The sequence below is a fragment of the Pseudomonas brassicacearum genome, from assembly GCF_000585995.1.
Lineage (GTDB): Bacteria > Pseudomonadota > Gammaproteobacteria > Pseudomonadales > Pseudomonadaceae > Aquipseudomonas > Aquipseudomonas brassicacearum_A.
On sequence record NZ_CP007410.1, the window covers coordinates 1,589,981 to 1,611,328 of the forward strand.

Here is a 21,348-nt window from a genome sequence, read left to right on the forward strand (position 1 = left end):
CGATATTGGCGCAACGGTGCTAAGCTGCGGGCCATGAACTATCTCGCGCACCTGCACCTCGGCGGCCCTGGCCGGGAACAACTGCTCGGCAGCCTCTACGGCGACTTCGTCAAAGGGCCGCTGCAAGGGCAGTACGATCCACAGATCGAAGCGGCGATTGCCCTGCATCGGCGCATCGACATGTACACCGACCGCCATCCCTTGGTGGACATCGCCCTGTCGCGTTTTTCCACCGTGCGGCGGCGGTATGCCGGGATCGTGCTCGACGTGTTCTTCGACCACTGCCTGGCTCGGGACTGGACGCTGTACGGCGAAGGACCGCTGGTGGACTTCACGTCTCGTGTGTATCAGGTACTCAGTGCCGAACCCCAGCTGCCGGGGCGTTTGGCGCAGGTCGCGCCGTATATGGCGGCGGATGACTGGTTGGGGTCTTATCGGCAGTTCGAGGTGCTGGGGCAGGTACTGCGCGGTATTTCCCGACGCCTGTCGCGGCCGGAGGAACTGGCGGGGGCGATGCAGGAGTTGATCGAGCTCTATGAGCCGTTGAGCGAAGATTTCCGACTGTTCTATCCGCAGTTGCAGGATTTTGCACAAAACCAAGCCACGCCGCAGATCTAATGGTGGGAGCGGGCTTGCTCGCGAAAGCGGTGGCACATTCAACCTCTCTACTGAATGTTCAACCGCTTTCGCGAGCAAGCTCGCTCCCACAAGGGCTGCGCAGAAATCCGGGTCAGGCCGCAATCGCCGCAGGCCGCATCGGCGCTTGCTGCTTCTCGGGGATCGTGCCGAACAACGCCTTGTGCACCGCCTGTTGCGCCTGGAACGCCAGCGCCGCGCGCTCCTGGCCGTGGCAGGCGATGGGGTGCAGCAGGTGGATGTGTACGTCGCCGCGATCGTGGGCAAACAAGCGCATGAGGTGCGACAGCAAGTCATCGTCGCCAATGAACGGTGCCAGCGAGTCAGGTTCACCGTCGCGCAGGTAACGAATCGCCACCGGTTGCAACGCCACATCGGCATCGATGGCAGCGGATAACAAGCGACCATGGAAAGTCCGCAAGGAGCGGCCATCGGTGGTGGTTCCTTCGGGGAACATCAACAGCGGATGGGCCTGTTCCAGATGGCGGCTCATCTGCTTGCGGATCAACTGGCTGTCACCCGAGCCGCGGCGGATAAACAGGCTCCCTGCCTTGGCCGCCAGCCATCCGGCCACCGGCCAGGTGCGCACTTCGGCCTTGGACAGGAACGACAGCGGCGCGAGCATGCCCAGCAGTGGGATGTCGGTCCAGGACACGTGGTTGCTGACCCACAGCATCGGCCGTTGCGGCAGTTGGCCATGGACGGTCACGGAAAAGGGCAGGGCACGGCTCAGTCGTGCCATGAAGAACCGTGACCAACGTTGGCGGCGGACCATGGAATTGGCGATACCCAGGCGCTCGAACAGGCCGAACAGACCGGCCATGCTCAAGCCCAACGCGACCACCAGCACCACGCGCGCAATCCGCGCATACACCCGTAGCCGGCTCATCACACAGCCGCCTTGAAATGGCGAGCGTAGCGCGGGCAGAGTTCGTCGCGCTTGAGCAGGATGAACACGTCGGCGACCTGGAAGTCTTCGTCCCAGCACGGCTCGCCGCAGATCTTCGCGCCCAGGCGCATATAGGCCTTGAGCAGCGGCGGCATTTCGGCGATGACGTTGGACGGCACGTCCAGGGCAGGCAGCGGTTTTTTCGGCACGGCTTGCAGGTGTTCGGTGCACAGGTAGCGTTCGCGCAGGCGCTGCATGATCGCCTGGGCCTGGATACCGCCATCCTGCATTGGGATGCTCGCGCAGCCCATCAGGTAGCTGTAGCCGCCTTCGTTCAGCACTTCGGCCAGCTCGCCCCAGAGCACCGCGATGGTGCCGCCGTTGCGGTAGGCCGGGTCGACGCAAGTGCGGCCGATTTCCAGGATGGGGCCCTTAAGGTGGACCAGGCCGTTGAGGCTGAATTCTTCTTCGCTGTAGAACCGGCCCAGGCTGCTGGCGGCCTGATGGTCAAGCAGGCGCGTGGTCGCCACGAGACGGCCGGTGTTCAGGTCGCGTACGCCGATGTGGGCGCAGTGAACATCATAATCATCCATGTCCAGACCCACTTCCGCGCCTTTGAGCTTGGCGTTGAATTCGCCGCTGAAGACGTTGAAACGCAGGGCCTGGGCTTCTTGCAGAGCGTTGGCGCCAATCAGGCGTTCGGCTTGCAGGCGGCGTTCATTGCCGGTGTCGCTGATGCGGGCGATCTGGGTCATAGCGAATCTCCGTGCGGGCTGTTCAGTTGCAGCCAATCGACTTTCTTTATGCAGCCATGTTGTGCAAAGTCAGGCTATGTAGCCCCGGTGTCATCGCCATGAAGCTTTGGTGATGCTTATATGACAGCCCTCGAGGAGCCTCCTATGCCCTGGCAAACCCTGATCGAACGCGGCGAGCGCCTGCCGGCCCATCCGGACCTGGCCGAAGGTTATGCAACCTTGCTGCAACGCCTGGGGCCGGTGACACCGTTCGAGCTGGCGGTGACTGGAGCACGGTTGATGGCCACGCCGGGGCTGGCTTTCCTGGTGGGGTATCAGGCGGCGCTGCGGGTGCTTTGGCCGAGCGCACCGCAGAGCCTTGGCGCCCTGTGTGCCACCGAACAGCGCAGCCTGCGCCCGGCGGACATGCGGACCCGCCTCAGCGATTTGCGCTTGAGCGGACGCAAGGATTTCGTCACCGCCGGCGATGCCGCCGAATGGCTGCTCATCGCCGCTCGCAGCGAAGCACCCGGTGAAACGCCACGACTGAACCTGGCCGTGGTCTATCCCGGCGAGCCCGGCGTAACCCTGGAAAAACTCCCGGCCATTGCCTTGATGCCAGACGTCAGCCATGGCCGCGTCCTGCTCGACGACGCGTTGTGCGAGTTGCTGGCGGGGGACGGTTGGGATGCGTACGTCAAACCGTTTCGCACGCTGGAAGATCTTTACGTGCTCAGCGCCATGACCGCCTGGCTGTATGGCGTGGGGCAGGAATGCGCCTGGCCCCAGGCGTTGCAGTTGCGTCTGCTCGCGTTGCTGGCCGGTTGCGCGGAGGTGAGCCGGCACAACCCGTCCAGCGCGGCCGGGCATGTGCTGCTGGGCGGGTTGTTCGCGCAGTTCGACGGGCTCGATGGCGAGCTGAACACTGCACTGGCCAACGGGCCTGGGTCGTGGCGCGAGATGTGGACGCGGGATAAAGCGGTGATGGAGATGGCGGCGGGCGCGCGGGCCAAGCGGTTGGCCAAGGCGTTGGGTTAGCCCTCCAAACGACCACCCCCTGTGGGAGCGAGCTTGCTCGCGATATCGCCGGATCAATAACAATGATGCTGGCTGACACTCCGCCATCGCGAGCAAGCTCGCTCCCCCAGGGGGCCACACAAACTCAAATTGTCATCAAGTCTGCATAGGCTCTGAAGGTTCAACCCTGCGAGCCCCAAGCATGTCCAAAGGCTGGTTCCTGATCCCGCTGCTGATACTCAACCTGAGCGTCCAGGCCGAAGACTGGCCCGGCGAGCAATGGCCAAGCGGCCCGACTCCGAGCGGGCCGGCCATCGAAGCGTTGGAGCAATACGCCTTCCCGCCCCGGGACGATGCAACCCGCCAAGGCATCCGCACCGACGCGCTGCTGGTGATCCAGGACGGTCGGCTGGTCTACGAACGCTACGCCGGACCGACCACCGCCGAGACCCCGCACCTGACCTGGTCCATCAGCAAAAGCCTGATGGCGACGGTGTTCGGCGTGGCCTACGGTGAAAAACTGTTTGGCCTGCAAGACCCGGCCGCCCAGTACTACCCGGCGTTGGGCAAGCACCCGGGCCTGACCCTGGCCGATCTTTTCCACTGGGCTTCGGGCCTGGATTGGCAGGAAGACTACGAATATGCGCCGCTCAATTCCTCGGTGGTGGCGATGCTGTATACCCGGGGACGCCGCGACATGGCGGGGTTCACTGCGCAGCACGAAAGTTTCAGCCCGCCAGGGCAGGTGTTCCGTTATTCCAGCGGCGACAGCAACCTGCTGGCCGCCGCGCTGAAAAACATCGTCGGCCCGCAGCGCTATCCCGATTACCCCTGGACGGCCTTGTTCGAACCGCTGGGCATCCGCCGCGCCATTTGGGAAACCGACGCCAGCGGCACATTCGTTGGTTCGTCCTATGCCTACCTCACGGCGCGGGACCTGGCGCGTGTCGGGCTGTTGATGCAGCGGGACGGTCGCTGGGGCGAACGGCAGTTGATCCCCAGGGATTGGGTCGCGTTCAACCGCGAGCCTTTCGCCCGATTCCAGGTCGGCCAGGACGAAGCCGTGCCCGGCGGCCATTGGTGGCTCAACCGCGCCGCCGACCCAGCGATCCGGCCCTGGCCTGACGCGCCGCCAGATACCTTCGTCGCGCTGGGGCACTGGGGCCAGGCGTTGTACATCATCCCCAGCGCCAAACTGGTGATCGTGCGCTACGGCGACGACCGCGACGGCAGCTATCGCCACAACGAACTGCTCAAACGAGCCATGGCGGCGTTCGCCGGGGCGGTGCAGCCATGAGGCGCAGGTGGCTGTTCACGCTGGTGTCGGTGCTGCTCGTTGCCCTGTTGAGCTGGATCTGGCTCGAGCGGGTGGCGCTGCGGGCCTTTCCCGACATCATCAGTGCCTACACCGCCAAGGAGTATTGCTCGTGTCGCTACGTGATGGAGCAACCGGCGGACTACTGCCGTGGCTATGTGAAGCAGTCGGTGCCCATCAGCGACTTTCTCGAGACCCCTGACGCGAAACGCATCACCGTCAGCGGGTTGGGGCGTAGCCACAGTGCGCGGTGGCTGGGGCGCGGCAGGGGTGTCGGTTGGAGTAATTAAAGAACGGTGCGAACCTTGTGGCGAGGGGATTTATCCCCGTTGGGCCGCGCAGCGGCCCTATAGCTGACAATGAGGTCTATCAGACCGCATCGCCTGTTTTTGGGGCTGCTACGCAACCCAACGGGGATAAATCCCCTCGCCACAGGATCATCTGTGTTTCTGGCCGTTGTTGAAACAGACAGTTTGCAAGCGCCCTCGGCGCGGTTAAGGTTCGCCACAGGTTTATCTGCCCCCCGAGTGTGTATGTTCAAGCGGTCTTTCTCTCTCGCTGTCGCGAGCTTATTGCTGGCCTGCGCCGCGTTGCCGGCCCAGGCCGATTGGTACCTGGACGGCGAATCGTCGCGGCTGTCGTTTATCAGCAGCAAAAACGGCAATGTCTCCGAGGTCCAGCGGTTCCTGGTGCTCCACGGCCAAGTCCAGCCCGAGGGGCTGGCACGCCTGGAAGTGGAGCTGGAGTCGATCAACAGTGGCATTCCCTTGCGGGACGAGCGCATGCGCACTGAGCTGTTCGAGATCAAGCAATTTGCCGAAGCCACCGTCACCGCGCAGCTCGATCTCGCGCCGATCCAGGACCTGGCCAACGGTGCGCAGTTGGAGTTGCGCCTGCCGCTGACGGTGAACCTGCACGGCAAGTCGCATGAATACAACGTCGAACTGCTGGCGACGCGCCTGGATGAACGTCGCTTCCAGGTGGTGACCCTGGAGCCGGTGGTGCTCAACGCCGCGGATTTCGATTTGGCGCCGGGCCTGGAGAAATTGCGAAACCTGGCCGGGTTGTCGGCCATCAGTCTGTCGGTGCCGGTGAATGCGGTGCTGATTTTCACGGCTCGCTGACATGAGCGGCCCGGTATTCCCCTGGCGTGAAGGCAATCGCTTCGAGTTGTTGGTCGACGGCCCGCAGTTCTTCCCGCGCATGTTGGTGGAAATCGCCCGTGCCCAGGAACAGGTTGAGCTGGAACTGTACTTGGTAGAGGCGGGGGCCTGCGCCGAGGCGATGGTCCAGGCCCTGGTCCAGGCCGCCGAGCGCGGCGTGCGGGTGCGCTGCCTGTTCGATGACTACGGCAGCCTGGCGTTTACCCTGGGCCTGCGCAACCGCCTGACCGAGGCCGGCGTGGAGTTGCGGTTCTACAATCGCTTGAGCTGGCGCCGCTGGGTGCGCAACCTCTACCGGGATCACCGCAAGTTGTTGTTGGTGGATCAGCGTTTGGCCGTGGTCGGCGGCACTGGGGTGACCGATGAATTCTGGAACCCCCTCGATGACCACTGTGAGTGGCACGAAGTGATGGTGGAAATCGTCGGGCCGCTGGTGCTCGACTGGCAGTTGCTGTTCGATCGCCAATGGCTCGCCAACCGTCATCGACGTGCCTGGAAGCCGGCGTCCAACTTTGGTTTGCCACGCTTGCCCCGCGTGCCGCCTATGGGTGAGGGCATGGGGCGGGTGGCGTATGCCGACGCCCGCCAGCATCGCGACATCCTGCAATCGCTGTCCCGGGCGTTAAACAGCGGCCAGAAGCGGATCTGGATGGCGACGCCGTATTTCCTGCCGACCTGGAACGTCCGCCGCTCCCTGCGCAAGGCCGCGGCCCGGGGCATCGATGTGCGCCTGTTGCTGACCGGCCCGCGCACCGACCATCCGTCCGTGCGCTACGCCGGGCACCGTTACTACCCAAGGCTGCTCAAGGCCGGCGTGAAAATATTCGAATACCAACCGTGTTTCCTGCACCTGAAGATGGTGCTGGTGGACGATTGGGTCAGCATTGGTTCCTGCAATTTCGATCACTGGAACCTGCGTTTCAACCTTGAGGCGAACCTCGAAGCCCTCGACCCGGCCCTCAGTGCCGCGGTGGCGGCGAGTTTCGAACGGGACTTCGCCCAGAGCCTGCAAGTCAGCCTCGACGCCTGGCAGCGTCGGCCGCTGTGGAAGCGGGTCAAGCAGCGGTTGTGGGGATGGGTGGATCGGTTGGTGGTGAATCTGTTGGATCGGCGGGGTTAGGCTCACCGCAAGCCCGTGTGGGAGCGGGCTTGCTCGCGAAGGGGGCATAACAGTCAACATCTCCGTTGGTTGTTAAACCGCTTTCGCGAGCAAGCCCGCTCCCACACTGGTTTTTGTGGTGTTCGGGACTCAGAGCAACTCAAAACTCTGCTGCTTCACATCCTGGGAGTCCAGGCCGATCTGCACGTTGAACTTGCCCGGCTCCGCCGCGTACTTGAGCTGGGCGTTGTAGAACTTCAGGTCGTCTTCGGTGACGGTGAAGTGGACGACTTTCTTCTCGCCGGCCTTGAGCATCACCTTGCGGAAGTTCTTCAGCTCCTTCACTGGGCGGATGATCGAGCCGGTGACGTCCTGAATGTACAGTTGCACCACGGTTTCGCCGTCACGCTTGCCGGTGTTTTCCACCGTGACGCTGGCGTCGAGCTTGCCGGTCTTGTTCAGTGTGGTGGACGACAGGGCCATGTCCGACAGGCTGAACTCGGTGTAGCTCAGGCCATAGCCGAACGGATAGAGGGGACCTGTGGTGTCATCGAAGTACTGCGAGGTGTAGTTGCCCGGCTTGCCCGGGGTGAACGGCCGGCCGATGCTCAGGTGGTTGTAGTAGGTCGGAATCTGCCCTACCGAGCGTGGGAAGGTGATGGGCAGCTTGCCCGACGGGTTGTAGTCGCCGAACAACACATCGGCGATGGCGTTGCCGCCCTCGGTGCCGCTGAACCAGGTTTCCAGGATCGCGTCAGCCTGTTGCTTCTCGTCCAGCAACGACAGCGGTCGGCCATTCATCAGCACCAGCACCAGCGGCTTGCCGGTGGCCTTCAAGGCCTTGATCAGCTCGCGCTGGCTGGCGGGAATGTTCAGCTCGGTGCGGCTCGAGGATTCATGGGACATGCCACGGGACTCACCCACGGCCGCCACCACCACGTCAGCGTCCTTGGCGGCTTTCACCGCTTCGTCGATCAGCACTTGGGCCGGGCGCGGGTCGTCCACCACTTCCGGGGCGTCGAAGTTGAGGAAGTTCAGGTAGTCGAGCACCTTCTTGTCGCCGGTGATGTTGGCGCCACGGGCGTAGACCAGCTTCGACTCGGCGCCCAGGGCGCGGGTCATGCCGTCGAACAGGGTGACCGACTGCGCTGGACGCCCAGCGGCGGCCCAACTGCCCATCATGTCGATCGGTGCCTTGGCCAGCGGGCCGACCAGGGCGATTTTCGCGGTCTTCTTAAGAGGCAGGGTCTGGTTGCGGTTTTCCAGCAGCACCAGGCTGCGGCGTGCCACGTCACGGGCATCGGCGCGGTGCAGGCGGCTTTCGGCGTAAGTGTCGGCCGGATCGTCTTCGGCTTTGCCGATGCGCAGGTACGGATCCTTGAACAGGCCCATCTCGTATTTGGCCGCGAGCACTTCCCGGACCGCGTTATCGATGTCGCTCTGCTCGATCTCACCGGCCTTGAGCAAGCCTGGCAGTTCCTTGCCGTAGAGCGAGTCGTTCATGCTCATGTCGATGCCGGCCTTGATCGCCAGCTTCGCCGCTTCCCGACCGTCCTGGGCGACGCCGTGCTTGATCAGTTCGAAAATGGCGCCGTGGTCACTGACGGCCAGGCCCTTGAAGCCCCATTCCTTGCGCAGCAAATCGTGCATCAGCCAGGTGTTAGCGGTGGCGGGCACGCCGTTGATGGAGTTCAGCGCGACCATCACCCCGCCGGCTCCGGCGTCGATGGCGGCGCGGTAGGGCGGCAGGTAGTCCTGGTACATTTTCACCGGGCTCATGTCCACGGTGTTGTAGTCCCGGCCGCCTTCCACCGCGCCGTACAGGGCGAAGTGCTTGACGCTGGCCATGATGCTGTCGGCGGCGTTGGCGCCGTTGCCCTGGAACGCCTTGACCATCACTCCGGCGATGCGTGACACCAGGTAGGTGTCCTCGCCAAAACCTTCGGAGGTCCGGCCCCAGCGCGGGTCGCGGGAAATGTCGACCATCGGTGCGAAGGTGATGTCCAGGCTGTCCGCCGCAGCTTCCTGGGCGGCGATCCGGCCGGAACGGTAGATGGCGTCCATGTCCCAGCTGGAGGCCAGGGCCAATGGAATCGGGAAAATGGTGCGGTGGCCATGGATCACGTCATAGGCGAAGAACATCGGGATCTTCAACCGGCTGCGCATGGCCGCGTCCTGCATCGGACGGTTTTCATCACGGGTGATGGAGTTGAACGTACCGCCGATGTTGCCGGCGGCGATTTCCTTGCGGATCATCTCCCGGGGCATTTCGGGGCCGATGCTGATCAGGCGCAATTGGCCGATCTTTTCATCGAGGGTCATCTGCTTCATCAGGTTGCTGATGAACGCGTCCTTGTTCTCCATGGGGGCTGGCAGGTTGTCGGCAAATACGGATTGACTGGCCAGAGTGACAAACAGGCCCAGCAAACACAGCTTCTTCATGAATAGTTTTCTCGCAAGCCTAAAGGGCGGTGATCAGGACACGCCGGTCAGCCAAAATGTGAGGAGCGGCTATTGTTGTTCAGTTAAATGCAGCACACTTTCGAACCCATTGGGCTGAACTTAGTTTCGCACTGCGCATCTTTTAGCCCATCGACCCGATTCAATCCAGTGCGGCGGCAGATTATGCCCCAGACGTCGGTGAGATAGGTGGCAGTGTTTTATCCAATGTCATGCAAGGGAGCGCTTCATCCCATGAATCTACGACTGAACCCCCGCATAGGCCTGCAAATGCTGGCCCTGATGCTCTTCTCCACACTGCTGGCCGGTTGTGGCATCAACAACATCCCGACCCTGGACGAACAGGCCAAGGCCGCCTGGGGCCAGGTGCAGAACCAGTACCAGCGGCGCGCCGACCTGATTCCCAACCTGGTGGAAACCGTCAAGGGCTACGCCCAGCACGAGCAGGAAACCCTGACCGCGGTGATAGAAGCACGGGCCAAGGCGACGTCGATCCAGGTCGATGCCAGCACCCTGGATAACCCGGAAAAACTCAAGCAGTTCCAGCAGGCGCAGGATCAATTGACCGGCGCGTTGAGCCGGCTGATGGTGGTGTCCGAGCGTTACCCGGACCTCAAGGCCAACCAGAATTTCCTGGCCTTGCAATCGCAGCTTGAAGGCACCGAGAACCGCATCGCCGTGGCCCGCCGCGACTTCATCCTGGCGGTGCAGAAATACAACACCGAAATCCGTACCTTTCCGGGCCGCCTGTGGCACAGCGTGATGTACAGCAACCTGCCGGTGCGCGAAACCTTCGAGGCCACCAGCCCCAATGCCGAGAAAGCGCCGGAAGTGAAGTTTTGATCAATTCGGCAGTTTGAAGCGTTGTGGGAGCGAGCTTGCTCGCGATGGCGGCGGCACATTCAGCATTGCTGCAAGCTGACCCACCGCTATCGCGAGCAAAGCTCGCTCCCACACAGGAGTTGCGATGCGAGTGTTGAAAATTGGCCTGGTGCTGTTGCTCTGGGTGTTTGCAGTCACGGCCCAGGCCGAATTGAAGTTTCCGGCGCTGACCGGGCGCGTGGTGGACACCGCCCAGATGCTCGACCCGTCGGTGCGCGGGCAACTGGATGCGCAGCTCAAGGCCCATGAACAGGCCACCGGCGAGCAAGTGGTGGTGGTCACACTGGCGGACCTGCAAGGCACCAGCATTGAAGACTTCGGCTATCAGTTGGGCCGGCATTGGGGCATCGGGCAAAAGGATAAAAACAACGGTGCGCTGCTGATCGTCGCCCGGGATGACCGTAAACTGCGCATCGAAGTGGGCTACGGCCTGGAGGATCGCCTGACCGACGCCCAGAGTTCGGTAATCATCAACCAAGTGATCACCCCGGCCTTCAAGACCGGCAACTTCAACAAAGGCATCAGCGACGGTGTGGCGGCGATGCTGGTGGTGTTGGGCGGCAGCCCGCTGGACGAACCGGCCCCGGTGTACAGTGCGGACGGGCAGCAGGAAGAGAGCGATTTCGTCGGGCGTCATCCATGGCTTTTCGTGCTGTTGGTGATGCTGTTTATCATCACCGTGATGGTTTGCCAGGTGCTCGGTATCCTGCCGTCTGGAGGCGGCGGTTCCAGCAGCTCCGGCCGGGGAGGCTTTGGCGGCGGAGGTTCCGGCGGCGGTGGCGGTGGCTTCAGCGGGGGCGGGGGCAGTTTCGGAGGCGGCGGTTCGTCGGGCGGCTGGTGACAATAATAATGAGCGGGCGTTTCTAACCATGGCACTACTGACTGAACACGAACAACGCAAGGTCGCCGAGGCCATCGCCCGGGTCGAGCGGGACACCGACGCCGAACTGGTCACGGTGCTCGCCGCCCGTGCAGACGACTACGCCTATATTCCCCTGTTGTGGGCCAGCCTGCTGGCCCTGGTACTGCCCGGCGTGGTGCATTACCTCACGGGCTGGCTGACCCTGCACAGCCTGTTGCTGGTGCAATGGGTCAGTTTCATCGTGCTGTGCCTGGTGTTCCGCATTCCCAGGGTCACCACGCACCTGATTCCCCGTTCCGTGCGTCACTGGCGGGCCTCCAACCTGGCGCGTCGACAGTTTCTCGAACAGAACCTGCATCACACGGTGGGCAGTACGGGGATATTGATCTTCGTTTGCGAGGCCGAACGCTATGTGGAAATCCTGGTGGACGAAGGCATTTCCAAGCGCCTCGACAACAAGAATTGGGACGCCATCGTCGCCGCGTTCACCCAGCAGGTTCGCCAGGGGCAGACGCTGGAGGGGTTTGTGACCTGCATCGAAGCCTGCGGCGAATTGCTCAAGGTGCACGTGCCGGTGACTCACGAGCGCAATGAACTGCCGAATCGGTTGGTGGTGTTGGGCTAAGAAATTTCCCGTGCCCTCACCCCCCATCCCCCCTAAAATACCCGCCATTCCCGATTCGCCCGCCCCGAGGCCGCTTTTTCATGTCCGCCACCGCAACTCCCGTCCGTCCCGCGCCGGATCACCACGCCCAGTTCATCGCGCTGCTGCAGGCGAGCCTTGAGCAGAATGCGTTCATCAAGCTGGTGCTGGCCAAGTACGTGGGTGACGAAGCGGACCTGCAACGGCTGATCATCAAGCAGCTGACGGTCAAGGACCAGGCCTGCCTGTCTTTCGTCTACCGCTACAAGACCCGCGACATCACCAAGAATTTCCCGCTGGCCGAGGGCGTGGAAACCATCGCCGCGCTGTTGCCGGCGTCGTTCAAGAACGCGCATTTGCTGGCGGTCACCGACGAGGCGCAGTTGGAGTACAGCAAGAAAGGCAAGAGCTCGTTGTTCAAGAGCAAGCCCCAGCAACTGCGTGAAGTGCCTTCTGCCGAGCACAACCGTGAGAAAAACCGCTTTCTTGACCTGAACCGGCCGTTCCTGGCCGATTTGGGGGTGACCAACCACGAGCACGAGCTGATTCCGGCGATGTCGCGCAAGTGGAAGCAGATCAACAAATTCATCGAAGTCTTCAGCCATGCGCTGACGTCTTCGCCACTGGCTCTGGACAAGCCGGTGCGGGTTTCGGATTTCGGTTCGGGCAAGGGCTACCTGACCTTCGCCATCCACGATTACCTGCGCAACACCTTGCAAGCCGAAGGCGTGGTGACCGGCGTCGAGCTGCGCGAAGACATGGTCAAGCTGTGCAACGAAGCTGCCGCGCGCTTGGAACACCCGGGCTTGAGCTTCCAGCACGGCGACGTACGCAGCGTGGCGCCCAGCGCGGTGGATGTGATGATCGCCTTGCACGCCTGCGACATCGCCACCGATTACGCGATCCACATGGGCATCCGCTCGGGCGCCTCGATCATCATGTGCTCGCCGTGCTGCCACAAGCAGATCCGCCTGCAGATCCAGAGCCCGGCGCTGCTCAAGCCAATGTTGCAATACGGCCTGCACCTGGGCCAGCAGGCGGAAATGGTCACCGACAGTCTGCGGGCGCTATTCCTGGAGGCGTGTGGCTACGAAACCAAGGTGTTCGAGTTCATCTCCCTTGACCACACCAACAAGAACAAGATGATCCTGGCGGTCAAGCGCGCCGAACCTGCGGACCCGACCGAACTGCTGGCGAAGATCCAGGCACTCAAGGCGTTCTACCACGTCACCGAGCATTGCCTGGAAACCTTGTTGCGGGCTGATGGTTATCTCTAGCACTGAGCCCCGTGTGGGAGCGAGCTTGCTCGCGATGGAGCGATGACGCGGTGTGCCTGAGAGACCACATCGCCTGAATCGCGAGCAAGCTCGCTCCCACAGACTGTCCTGCCACTTCTTTTTTGTGCAGCCCGTCAGGTAATGATGGGTTATCGCTCATCCGTCGACTTACCGGACTACCTTTAATGCGTTCACCCCTCACGCATTTCCAAAGGAGCCCAACCCATGGCCGCCAAGAAAATCCTGATGCTGGTCGGCGATTACGTCGAAGACTACGAAGTCATGGTGCCGTTCCAGGCGTTACAGATGATCGGCCATACGGTGCACGCGGTGTGTCCGGATAAAACGGCCGGGCAGACCGTGCGCACGGCGATCCACGACTTTGAAGGCGACCAGACCTACAGCGAGAAACCAGGGCATCTGTTTGCCCTCAATCATGACTTTGCCGGTGTCGAAGCCGCCGACTACGACGCGTTATTGGTGCCGGGCGGTCGGGCGCCGGAATACCTGCGCCTGAATGAAAAAGTCCTGCAACTGGTGCGCGATTTCGACCTGGCGGGTAAGCCGATTGCCGCAGTGTGCCACGGTGCGCAATTACTGGCGGCGGCGGGCATCCTCGAAGGGCGCGAATGCAGCGCCTACCCGGCCTGCGCACCGGAAGTACGCCTGGCGGGCGGGACCTATATCGATATTCCTGTGACGGAAGGCCACGTCCAAGGCAACCTGGCGACCGCGCCGGCCTGGCCAGCGCACCCGAACTGGCTGGCGGGATTCCTCACCCTGTTGGGCACGGCCATCACTTTGTAGCGCACTGCGGGGCCGACTGGCAGAACAAGCGCAGCGGGTCTTTACTGCTTGAGCGACATTTTGCGCGCCCAGAGGAGAACCCCTATGTCTGGATGGTACGAAATCAGCAAAAGCAGCAACGGCCAGTTTCGGTTTGTACTCAAGGCGGCCAATGCCGAAACGATTTTGACCAGCGAGCTGTACACCACCCGCAGCGGTGCTGACGGTGGCATCGCGTCGGTACAGAAAAACAGTCCGCTGGCTGAACGCTATGAGCTCAAAAGCACCAAGGACGGCCATCCGTACTTCAACCTCAAGGCCGCCAACCACGAAGTGATCGGCAGCAGCGAGGCCTACGCCTCGGACGCCGCCCGAGACAAAGGCATCGCCAGCGTCAAGGCCAACGGCCCGACGACGGTGATCAAGGACAAGACCCTGGCAGCGCTTTGAGTTCATCCCTGTGGAAGCGAGCTTCCTGTGGCGAGGGAGCTTGCTCCCGCTGGACTGCGAAGCGGTCCCATCGATCTTCAACACTTCGCAAATGACGACTGCTGCGCAGCCGAGCGGGAGCAAGCTCCCTCGCCACGGTTGAAGCTAAACCTCCACCGGCACCGACAACTTCGGATTGCCCAGCGGATGGCTCTTGGCATCGAAGAAGCGCAATTGAACATCCAAGCCGTGAAACACCTTGGCGTAATGCCGCTTCTGGTGCTGGATAAACGCCTGGCTGCGCGGATAGATCGAAATCGCCACTGTTTTCGGCGCTGCCTGCCGCAAGGCTTGGACAATGTGTTGGTCCTGCTCGCCCAGGGCATGGCCGAACAGGCACAGGTTGTCGCCGTGGTGCAGTAACTGGTCATAGCAGAACGACAGGTAGTCGGAGCTGCGGATGGTCTTGAGCTTGTCCGAGCTCGGGCCTTCATTGACGAACAGCGGCACGTCGTCGAGGGTCTTGATCGTGTTGTTGATAGCGAAACTGCCCAACAGCGTGCCTTCGGTGGAAGTGAGCTTGCGCGCCGTGCCGTCCTGGTTGCGCACCAGGTGCAGGCCACCGTGCAGATACAGCAGGCGCGGTTTGTCCGTGGCCACCTGGCTCAGATCAAAACTGTGATCGACGCCGAAGAACAGGTCGGTGAGGGCCTCGGGCGCGTGCTGGATCGCCCAGTAGTTGAGCAAATCGTAGTTGGTGGTGAACACCGTGCGGTAGTGGCTCATTTCCTGGTTGAGCGTCGCCAGGGTCGATGGCTGCACCAATCGCCACGGGATATGCACCGCGTGCACGGTGTTGATCAGCGCTTCCTTGATCGCGTAATAGCGATTGCGCGGCGCGGCCGAGCTGACGGCCAGGGCCTTGTTGACCCGGCTGGTGGTTTTCAGCGCGCCGAGCACTTGTTCGAAACTGCGCGTCTGCATCGCGTCAAACACACTCAATTCAGACGGACTCAACGGCTTTTCTTCAACGGTGCGGGCGTTTTCGAACAACGAGTCGTAGCCGAAATCGTCCCATACGGCGCGGCTGGCACCATTGCCCACCAGCAAGCCGCTGAAGGTGGTGTTGGCACGCAAGGCCTCCCAGTCTTCGAGCCGGGCGTCATGTTCCTGGAAATCGGTCATTGCGAAGCTCATCTCAAAATGTGGCAAAAGGCAGGGCGCGACTTTATCACGACCCAATCTTGAGCCAGATCAAGATACGCCGTGACTACTCGGTCATTCTGTAGGCCCTGCCGATCCGGCCTCTTCCTGGAGCATGACCCCATGAGCAGTACTTTTTTCATTCCCGCCGTGAACATCATGGGGCTGGGTTGCCTCGAGGAGGCCATGGTCGCCATCCGTAACTATGGCTTTCGCAAAGCGCTGATCGTCACCGATGCGGGGCTGGCCAAGGCCGGCGTCGCGAGCATGGTGGCCGGGCAACTGGCGTTGCAGGACATTGATTCGGTGATTTTCGACGGTGCCAAGCCCAACCCGAGCATTGCCAATGTCGAGCTCGGACTGGGGTTGTTGAAGGAGAGCCAGTGCGATTTCGTGGTGTCGCTGGGCGGTGGTTCCCCCCACGACTGCGCCAAGGGCATCGCGTTGTGTGCCACTAACGGCGGTCAGATCCGCGACTATGAAGGTGTCGACCGCTCGAGCAAGCCACAATTGCCGCTGATCGCCATCAACACCACGGCCGGCACCGCCAGCGAGATGACCCGTTTCTGCATCATCACCGACGAGACGCGTCATGTGAAAATGGCGATTGTCGATCGCAACGTGACCCCGTTGATGTCGGTGAACGATCCGGCGTTGATGGTGGCAATGCCCAAGGGCCTGACGGCCGCCACGGGCATGGATGCGCTGACTCACGCGATCGAGGCTTATGTGTCCACCGCCGCCAACCCCATCACCGATGCCTGCGCCTTGAAGGCTATGACCCTGATCAGCAATAACCTGCGCCTGGTTGTGCGCGACGGCACCGATCTGACGGCGCGGGAGAACATGGCCTACGCACAGTTTCTGGCCGGGATGGCGTTCAACAACGCTTCGCTGGGTTTCGTCCACGCGATGGCGCATCAACTGGGTGGTTTTTACGACTTGCCTCACGGCGTGTGCAACGCAGTGCTGTTGCCTCACGTGCAGAGTTTCAACGCCTCGGTGTGCGCTGCTCGCTTGACCGACGTGGCCACTGCCATGGGCGTCGATACACGTGGGTTCAGTTCGGAAGAGGGTGCCCAGGCCGCCATTGCGGCGATTCGCAGCCTGGCCCTTGACGTGGACATTCCGGCCGGTTTGCGTGACTTGGGCGTACGCCTCAACGACGTACCGGTACTGGCCGCCAACGCCTTGAAAGATGCTTGCGGCCTGACCAACCCGCGAGCGGCTGATCAGCGGCAGATCGAGGAGATTTTCCGCAGCGCGTTTTAAGCCACCCGGGGCGGCATGAACCTTACGCATAGCATCGCCGCCGCCCCCAGCAGCGCGCACAACGCTGCCAGCGGCCAGGCCTGTTGGCTCAACAACAGACTGGCCATGGCGCCGATCACGGACGCCATCAGTTGATGCAGGAAACCGCTCAATGCCATGGCGTAGGCGCCGGCTATCGGTGAACCCTCGTTGGCCAAGGACAGGCTGATGGGGTAGTTCAACGACTGGCCGAACACCGCGAAGCAATACGGCAGCCAGAAGAGCAACGCGATACTGCTCAGGGTGAGGCTGCCTACTAGCATGGTCGCGCTCCCGCCCAGCACCAGTGCGATGCCCCAACCCATCATCCGGCGTTGACCGGTGCGCAACACAAAAGCGTTCACCGCCAGCGCGCCCAGCAGATACGCGGCACTGATTGGCCAGCCCAGCAAACCGTACTCAATGGGCGACCAGTGAAAGCTTTCCTGCAGAATCAACGGCGCTGCGGTATTGAAGGCAACGATCACTCCGTAACCCAGCCCTCCTGCCAAGGCTGGCAGCAGAAAACCACGGCGCGTGAGGATTTGCCCGTAAATGCGCCACGCCGATTGCCCGTTGCCGGTTTGCGCCAATACCGCAAATCTGGCCCTGGACACTGCGGCCGCCATGGCCAGGCTGACTGCGCCCACGCCATAGAAAATCGCCTCCCAGCCGAACGCAGCCTGGATCAGCGAGCCCAGGTACTGGCCGATGCCGAGGGCAATCACGAAAGCGATCGATATCCAGGACAGCGCCTTGGCCAACAGGTCGCCGCTGAAGCTGTCGCGAATCAACACCCGCGCCATCACCGAAATACCGCTGGCGCCGATGCCCTGGATCAACCTGAGGGTCAGGAACCCTTCCACTGTCGTGCCCAGCGGCAGGGCCAGGTTGCCCAGGCCGTACAACCCCAATGCCGCCAGCAAGACCGGTTTGCGCCCCAGGCGCTGGCTCAGGCTGCCCCACAGCAACATGGGCAGCGCCATGCCGATCAGGTATACCGCCAGACCCCAGGACACCCGGGACGCGTCGGCCCCGAGATCCCGGGCGATATCAGGCAGGGCCGGCAAGTAGATGCTCATGCCCAGTTGCGCCAGGAAGACGGTGGTGCAGGTGACGATCAGGGTTGTACGGTTCTTCATCAACGACTCGTTTCAAGGGCGGATGTCACGCCCGTGTGCCAGCAGCAGCTCGGTAATCCGTTCGCAAAATGAGCGAATCACGTCCGGCTCCATATCGGCGCGCAGGGTAACGCGGATAGCAGCCTTGCCTTGCGGCACCACGGGGAAAAAGACCGCTGAAGTGAAATACCCCAGCTCGGCCAGTTCGACCGCCAGGCTATTGGCCAGGGCTGCTTCGCCGCAGGCAACCAGGCGGATCGCCATGGGGCTGGCATGCTGCTCGGTACGGACCAGGCTGTCGAAGAGGCGAATATTAGCCTGCAAACGCTCCTGCAAGGCGCTGAATTCTCGGCTGCGGTGCAGGCGGATCGAGGCCATGCCTGCGCCGATCGCTGCTGCGTTCAGGCTTTGGGACCAATTGCTTGGGCCGCCGTAGCGTTGCACCAGGGCTTTGTGCCGTTCGCTACCGAACAGGGTCAATCCACCACTGGCCCCGAATGACTTGGCCAGCGAGGCGACGATCAAGATGCGCTCGTCCATCGCATGCAGGCGCGGCCGGGCCAGGCCCGCGCCGCATTCGCCGACGGCAGACAGCGCGTGGGAGTCGTCCAGATACAGAAACAGGCCGTAACGCTGTTTGAGGTACAGCAGGCTGTCCAGGTCCGCCATGCCGCCCATGCTATAGGCGCTGTCGGCCACATACGCCACGTTGCGCTGTCGTTTGCACAGGTCTTCGATGAAATCCATGTCGTTATGCGGGCACGTGATGACCTGGGTTTCATCGGCGCAAGCAGCCTTGAGGTGGTTCATCGAATAATGGGCGTATTTGTCGAACACCATGACGGGCGGCCGATTGTCGGTGAAGGCGCCACTGGCCAGCAGCGGCAGGATCCCCGCGCTTGCGGCACTGCAAGACAGGGCACTGAGGCAGCTGGCACCAAACAATTCCGACAACTGGGTTTCGTACTGGTCCAGGATCGCCAGCTTGCAGCGATTTTTTGAGTTGGCGACACGCAGGGTGCCGGTTTCCCACAGGGCGGTCATGGCACCGTCGAGCAGCGCGGGGTGGTAATCCAGGCCCAGGTAGGAGGTGGTGCAGAAGTGATGGAAGGTCCGACCGTATTGGTCGACCAGGACATTGGGTGTCTTGACCTCGACATTCAGGCCCGAGATTTTTCCGATCTCGGCGTTCTTCCAATCCTGGTCTGCCAGGGAAATGACCTTACGGTAGTTGGTGAACTGATGAGTCGATTGTGCGGTAGGGTTCATAGTGCGATTACATTCCTTGGTTAACGATGCTGTCCGTGGGGTGTTTCAATAATCGGTGTGTTTCCAGACTTTACAGATCGTTGGGCAGGGCTTTGAATCGGCTATTTCCGGCATGTTTGAGTGTTACCGGAGACTTCTGTGTAGGATCTTGCCTAGGAGCTTGGGCGGGGAATCCATTTGCGGTGTCGGAGCTTGGCAGCGCTATGTCTTTGACCCCTAGGCCTGTTGCGTTTGGCCTATCATTGTTTTCCAGAGGTTACCCACGGATGCTCTCAGGCTTCAATCATCTGACCCTTGCCGTCACGGACCTGGACCGAAGCGTGGTTTTTTATGGCGAGCTTTTGCAGCTTCGTATAGAGGCCAAGTGGGACCGCGGGGCCTATCTGTCGTTGCCTGGATTGTGGTTGTGCCTGGCTCTTGACCCGTTGCGCAAGGCCGCGCCGGCGGCGGACTACACCCATTACGCCTTCAACATCAGTGCCGAGCATTTCCCCCAACTTGTGGCGCGGCTGAATGCAGCCGGGGTGGCGTCGTGGCGGGACAACCGTAGCGAGGGCGATTCGTTTTACTTCCTCGATCCGGACGGTCACAAGCTTGAAATCCATGTGGGAGACCTGGCCTCCAGGCTGAAGGCTTGTCGGCAGGCTCCGTATCCCGCCATGGAGTTCTTTACCGATCCGTGAAGCGTGAACGGGCGCCGCGTCGTAACGAATAACGACACCAAGGGCCTCGCCCAGATCTATCCTGACCGCATACGCTATCCTCATGGGTACCAGGCTCTGCGTCGCGTACCACCCCCACGCAAGGTTCCGCTCACTTCTGCATCATACGGATGACCTCCAGCCCCATGGACACTCGAAGTTCCGCGCCGTTGGCCAGTTACATCGACCTTCTGCTGGACGCCGTGTGTGCCGTCGACGGTCAAGGGCGTTTCGTGTTTGTCAGTGCCGCCTGCGAACGCATTTTCGGTTACACCCCGCAGGAGCTGATCGGCCAGCCGATGATCGAGATGGTGCACCCTGCCGACCGCCAGCGAACCTTGGAGGCGGCGAGGGAGGTCATGGGCGGCGAACCCAAGCTCAATTTCGAGAACCGCTACCTGCGCAAGGACGGTCGGGTCGTGCACATCCTGTGGTCGGCGCGTTGGTCACCGGTGGATCAATTGCGGATCGCCGTGGCGCGGGACATTACCGAGCGCAAGCAGGCCGAGTCCCGACAAGCGGCGCTGTACGCGATTTCCGAGGCGGCCCATGCCGCGGCGGATCTGCTGGCGTTGTTCAAGCGCATCCACCTGATCATTGGCGAGTGGCTGCCGGCGCTGAATTTTTCGGTGGCGCTGTATGACGAGCAATGCGCGCAACTTAATTTTCCTTACCACGTCGATGACTCGGAACGGCAACCCGAATTACCCGGCACGATCACGGGGCGTCTGTGCGCCGAGGTGATTCGCAGTGGCCAACCCATCCTGTTGACGCCCGGTTGCAGCGAGCTGACGCCGGGGTTTTGCGACCTTGTGGCGCTGCCGGACGCGCCCTGTTGGCTGGGCGTGCCGCTGAACTCGCAGAACGGCACGATTGGCGCTCTGATCGTCAAGAGCGCGCCGAACAACGCACGTTATACCGAGCAGGATAAGGAACTGCTGCAATACGTCTGTGCGCAAATCACCACCGCTATCGAGCGCCAGCAACTGCACGCCCGGTTGCAGCACATGGCGCAGTATGACCAATTGACCCAGGTGCCCAACCGCGAATTGCTGCGTGACCGCTTCAAGGCGGCGCTGGCCACCGCCCGGGCCGCATCGGGGCGCATGGCCCTGCTGTATATCGATCTGGATCGCTTCAAGCAGATCAACGACACCTACGGCCATGGGGTGGGCGATATGCTGTTGCAAGCGGTGGCCAGCCGACTCAAGGGGTGTGTACGTGATACCGACACCGTGGCACGCATTGGTGGGGACGAGTTTGTGGTTCTACTCCATAGCATTCAGGTTCTGGAAGATGCCCACCGCGTGCAGGAAAAAATCCGTCATGCGTTGGCCCAACCGCTGCGCCTGGACGGGCATTGCCTGAGCATTGAGCCGAGCATTGGTGTCGCCTGTTTTCCCGAGGATGGCACCGAAGACGTGGCGCTGTTCCGCCACGCTGACGCGGCGATGTATGCCGCCAAACGCCACAATCACAAGGTGTTCGGTATCTGACTGCGCGCCACCGTTCGTCGTGGCGCCGGATGTTTAATCAAACCTTTGAGCCCTTGATCCTTTCAAATGCCAGGCG

At 61.9% G+C, this 21,348-nt stretch carries 20 protein-coding genes and 1 pseudogene; 15 read left to right on the forward strand and 6 right to left on the reverse strand.

Translation table 11 applies throughout. The features are described 5' to 3' along the window. The first annotated feature begins 33 nt into the window (after positions 1–33). Positions 34–618, forward strand: a complete 585-nt coding sequence (locus tag CD58_RS06910) for an ACP phosphodiesterase (RefSeq protein WP_025212311.1) — start codon at positions 34–36, stop codon at positions 616–618. A 112-nt stretch (positions 619–730) separates the two neighbouring features. Here the strand turns inward: CD58_RS06910 and CD58_RS06915 are convergent, their stop codons facing one another. Next, complete coding sequence (locus CD58_RS06915; RefSeq protein WP_025212312.1) at positions 731–1,525, reverse strand: lysophospholipid acyltransferase family protein; 795 nt, start codon at positions 1,523–1,525, stop codon at positions 731–733. Further along, positions 1,525–2,280, reverse strand: coding sequence for an L-ornithine N(alpha)-acyltransferase (gene olsB, locus CD58_RS06920; protein WP_025212313.1), 756 nt, complete (start codon positions 2,278–2,280; stop codon positions 1,525–1,527). Before olsB ends, CD58_RS06915 begins: the two co-directional genes overlap by 1 nt. Positions 2,281–2,424: 144 nt before the next feature. Here olsB and CD58_RS06925 point away from each other — a divergent pair, with 144 nt between their 5' ends. The 5 genes and pseudogenes from CD58_RS06925 to CD58_RS06945 all read left to right on the forward strand — a co-directional run bounded on the left by CD58_RS06925 (position 2,425) and on the right by CD58_RS06945 (position 6,874). Then, positions 2,425–3,297 (forward strand): acyl-CoA dehydrogenase, encoded by an 873-nt coding sequence (locus tag CD58_RS06925; RefSeq protein WP_025212314.1) that lies wholly within the window; start codon positions 2,425–2,427, stop codon positions 3,295–3,297. Between the two features lie 181 nt (positions 3,298–3,478). Then, a complete protein-coding gene (locus CD58_RS06930; protein WP_025212315.1) occupies positions 3,479–4,573 on the forward strand; it encodes a serine hydrolase domain-containing protein in 1,095 nt (364 codons plus the stop codon). Beyond that, positions 4,570–4,877 (forward strand): annotated as a pseudogene (locus CD58_RS06935) (amidase). The gene CD58_RS06930 and the pseudogene CD58_RS06935 overlap by 4 nt, the downstream one beginning before the upstream one ends. A gap of 247 nt (positions 4,878–5,124) precedes the next feature. Continuing rightward, positions 5,125–5,715, forward strand: coding sequence for a YceI family protein (locus CD58_RS06940; protein ID WP_025212316.1), 591 nt, complete (start codon positions 5,125–5,127; stop codon positions 5,713–5,715). A 1-nt stretch (position 5,716) separates the two neighbouring features. Continuing rightward, complete coding sequence (locus CD58_RS06945) at positions 5,717–6,874, forward strand: phospholipase D-like domain-containing protein (RefSeq protein WP_025212317.1); 1,158 nt, start codon at positions 5,717–5,719, stop codon at positions 6,872–6,874. Positions 6,875–7,003: 129 nt separating this feature from the next. Here the strand turns inward: CD58_RS06945 and bglX are convergent, their stop codons facing one another. Then, complete coding sequence (gene bglX, locus CD58_RS06950) at positions 7,004–9,295, reverse strand: beta-glucosidase BglX (RefSeq protein ID WP_025212318.1); 2,292 nt, start codon at positions 9,293–9,295, stop codon at positions 7,004–7,006. A gap of 252 nt (positions 9,296–9,547) precedes the next feature. Here bglX and CD58_RS06955 point away from each other — a divergent pair, with 252 nt between their 5' ends. From CD58_RS06955 to CD58_RS06980, 6 genes are all read left to right on the forward strand, one after another. After that, positions 9,548–10,156 carry a LemA family protein gene (locus tag CD58_RS06955; protein WP_025212319.1) on the forward strand — a complete coding sequence of 203 codons (609 nt, stop codon included), beginning with the start codon at positions 9,548–9,550 and terminating at the stop codon, positions 10,154–10,156. 124 nt (positions 10,157–10,280) lie between these two features. Then, a complete protein-coding gene (locus CD58_RS06960; protein WP_025212320.1) occupies positions 10,281–11,036 on the forward strand; it encodes a TPM domain-containing protein in 756 nt (251 codons plus the stop codon). Positions 11,037–11,064: 28 nt separating this feature from the next. Next, entirely contained in the window at positions 11,065–11,682 is a 618-nt protein-coding gene (locus CD58_RS06965) for a TPM domain-containing protein (protein ID WP_025212321.1), read from the forward strand. 80 nt (positions 11,683–11,762) lie between these two features. Beyond that, a complete protein-coding gene (locus CD58_RS06970; protein WP_025212322.1) occupies positions 11,763–12,977 on the forward strand; it encodes a class I SAM-dependent methyltransferase in 1,215 nt (404 codons plus the stop codon). A gap of 225 nt (positions 12,978–13,202) precedes the next feature. Beyond that, a complete protein-coding gene (locus CD58_RS06975; protein ID WP_025212323.1) occupies positions 13,203–13,784 on the forward strand; it encodes a DJ-1/PfpI family protein in 582 nt (193 codons plus the stop codon). An 84-nt stretch (positions 13,785–13,868) separates the two neighbouring features. Then, on the forward strand, positions 13,869–14,213 hold the full coding sequence (locus CD58_RS06980) for a YegP family protein (RefSeq protein ID WP_025212324.1): 345 nt from the start codon (positions 13,869–13,871) through the stop codon (positions 14,211–14,213). A gap of 144 nt (positions 14,214–14,357) precedes the next feature. On the opposite strand, the gene CD58_RS06985 is transcribed toward CD58_RS06980, so the two are convergent. Beyond that, on the reverse strand, positions 14,358–15,377 hold the full coding sequence (locus CD58_RS06985; RefSeq protein ID WP_025212325.1) for a DUF4917 family protein: 1,020 nt from the start codon (positions 15,375–15,377) through the stop codon (positions 14,358–14,360). A 141-nt stretch (positions 15,378–15,518) separates the two neighbouring features. On the opposite strand from CD58_RS06985, the gene yiaY reads away from it, so the two are divergent. Then, on the forward strand, positions 15,519–16,667 hold the full coding sequence (gene yiaY / locus CD58_RS06990; protein ID WP_025212326.1) for an L-threonine dehydrogenase: 1,149 nt from the start codon (positions 15,519–15,521) through the stop codon (positions 16,665–16,667). Here the strand turns inward: yiaY and CD58_RS06995 are convergent. Together CD58_RS06995 and CD58_RS07000 are read right to left on the reverse strand one after the other, a co-directional pair. After that, positions 16,664–17,827: an MFS transporter gene (locus CD58_RS06995; RefSeq protein WP_025212327.1), complete on the reverse strand. Its 1,164-nt coding sequence runs from the start codon at positions 17,825–17,827 to the stop codon at positions 16,664–16,666. The two genes, yiaY and CD58_RS06995, sit on opposite strands and share 4 nt — an antisense overlap. A gap of 12 nt (positions 17,828–17,839) precedes the next feature. Further along, complete coding sequence (locus tag CD58_RS07000; protein WP_025212328.1) at positions 17,840–19,075, reverse strand: aminotransferase class I/II-fold pyridoxal phosphate-dependent enzyme; 1,236 nt, start codon at positions 19,073–19,075, stop codon at positions 17,840–17,842. Between the two features lie 266 nt (positions 19,076–19,341). Here CD58_RS07000 and fos point away from each other — a divergent pair, with 266 nt between their 5' ends. Then, positions 19,342–19,758, forward strand: coding sequence for a fosfomycin resistance glutathione transferase (gene fos / locus CD58_RS07005; RefSeq protein ID WP_025212329.1), 417 nt, complete (start codon positions 19,342–19,344; stop codon positions 19,756–19,758). A gap of 164 nt (positions 19,759–19,922) precedes the next feature. Then, positions 19,923–21,272, forward strand: a complete 1,350-nt coding sequence (locus CD58_RS07010) for a diguanylate cyclase domain-containing protein (protein WP_025212330.1) — start codon at positions 19,923–19,925, stop codon at positions 21,270–21,272. Positions 21,273–21,348: the final 76 nt, after the last annotated feature.

Bases quoted from the DNA above. Each gene is read 5' to 3' on its own strand.
- CD58_RS06910 (WP_025212311.1), top strand. From the start codon at position 34: ATGAACTATCTCGCGCACCTGCACCTCGGCGGCCCTGGCCGGGAACAA.
- CD58_RS06915 (WP_025212312.1), bottom strand. From the start codon at position 1,525: ATGAGCCGGCTACGGGTGTATGCGCGGATTGCGCGCGTGGTGCTGGTG.
- olsB (WP_025212313.1), bottom strand. From the start codon at position 2,280: ATGACCCAGATCGCCCGCATCAGCGACACCGGCAATGAACGCCGCCTG.
- CD58_RS06925 (WP_025212314.1), top strand. From the start codon at position 2,425: ATGCCCTGGCAAACCCTGATCGAACGCGGCGAGCGCCTGCCGGCCCAT.
- CD58_RS06930 (WP_025212315.1), top strand. From the start codon at position 3,479: ATGTCCAAAGGCTGGTTCCTGATCCCGCTGCTGATACTCAACCTGAGC.
- CD58_RS06940 (WP_025212316.1), top strand. From the start codon at position 5,125: ATGTTCAAGCGGTCTTTCTCTCTCGCTGTCGCGAGCTTATTGCTGGCC.
- CD58_RS06945 (WP_025212317.1), top strand. From the start codon at position 5,717: ATGAGCGGCCCGGTATTCCCCTGGCGTGAAGGCAATCGCTTCGAGTTG.
- bglX (WP_025212318.1), bottom strand. From the start codon at position 9,295: ATGAAGAAGCTGTGTTTGCTGGGCCTGTTTGTCACTCTGGCCAGTCAA.
- CD58_RS06955 (WP_025212319.1), top strand. From the start codon at position 9,548: ATGAATCTACGACTGAACCCCCGCATAGGCCTGCAAATGCTGGCCCTG.
- CD58_RS06960 (WP_025212320.1), top strand. From the start codon at position 10,281: ATGCGAGTGTTGAAAATTGGCCTGGTGCTGTTGCTCTGGGTGTTTGCA.
- CD58_RS06965 (WP_025212321.1), top strand. From the start codon at position 11,065: ATGGCACTACTGACTGAACACGAACAACGCAAGGTCGCCGAGGCCATC.
- CD58_RS06970 (WP_025212322.1), top strand. From the start codon at position 11,763: ATGTCCGCCACCGCAACTCCCGTCCGTCCCGCGCCGGATCACCACGCC.
- CD58_RS06975 (WP_025212323.1), top strand. From the start codon at position 13,203: ATGGCCGCCAAGAAAATCCTGATGCTGGTCGGCGATTACGTCGAAGAC.
- CD58_RS06980 (WP_025212324.1), top strand. From the start codon at position 13,869: ATGTCTGGATGGTACGAAATCAGCAAAAGCAGCAACGGCCAGTTTCGG.
- CD58_RS06985 (WP_025212325.1), bottom strand. From the start codon at position 15,377: ATGACCGATTTCCAGGAACATGACGCCCGGCTCGAAGACTGGGAGGCC.
- yiaY (WP_025212326.1), top strand. From the start codon at position 15,519: ATGAGCAGTACTTTTTTCATTCCCGCCGTGAACATCATGGGGCTGGGT.
- CD58_RS06995 (WP_025212327.1), bottom strand. From the start codon at position 17,827: ATGAAGAACCGTACAACCCTGATCGTCACCTGCACCACCGTCTTCCTG.
- CD58_RS07000 (WP_025212328.1), bottom strand. From the start codon at position 19,075: ATGAACCCTACCGCACAATCGACTCATCAGTTCACCAACTACCGTAAG.
- fos (WP_025212329.1), top strand. From the start codon at position 19,342: ATGCTCTCAGGCTTCAATCATCTGACCCTTGCCGTCACGGACCTGGAC.
- CD58_RS07010 (WP_025212330.1), top strand. From the start codon at position 19,923: ATGGACACTCGAAGTTCCGCGCCGTTGGCCAGTTACATCGACCTTCTG.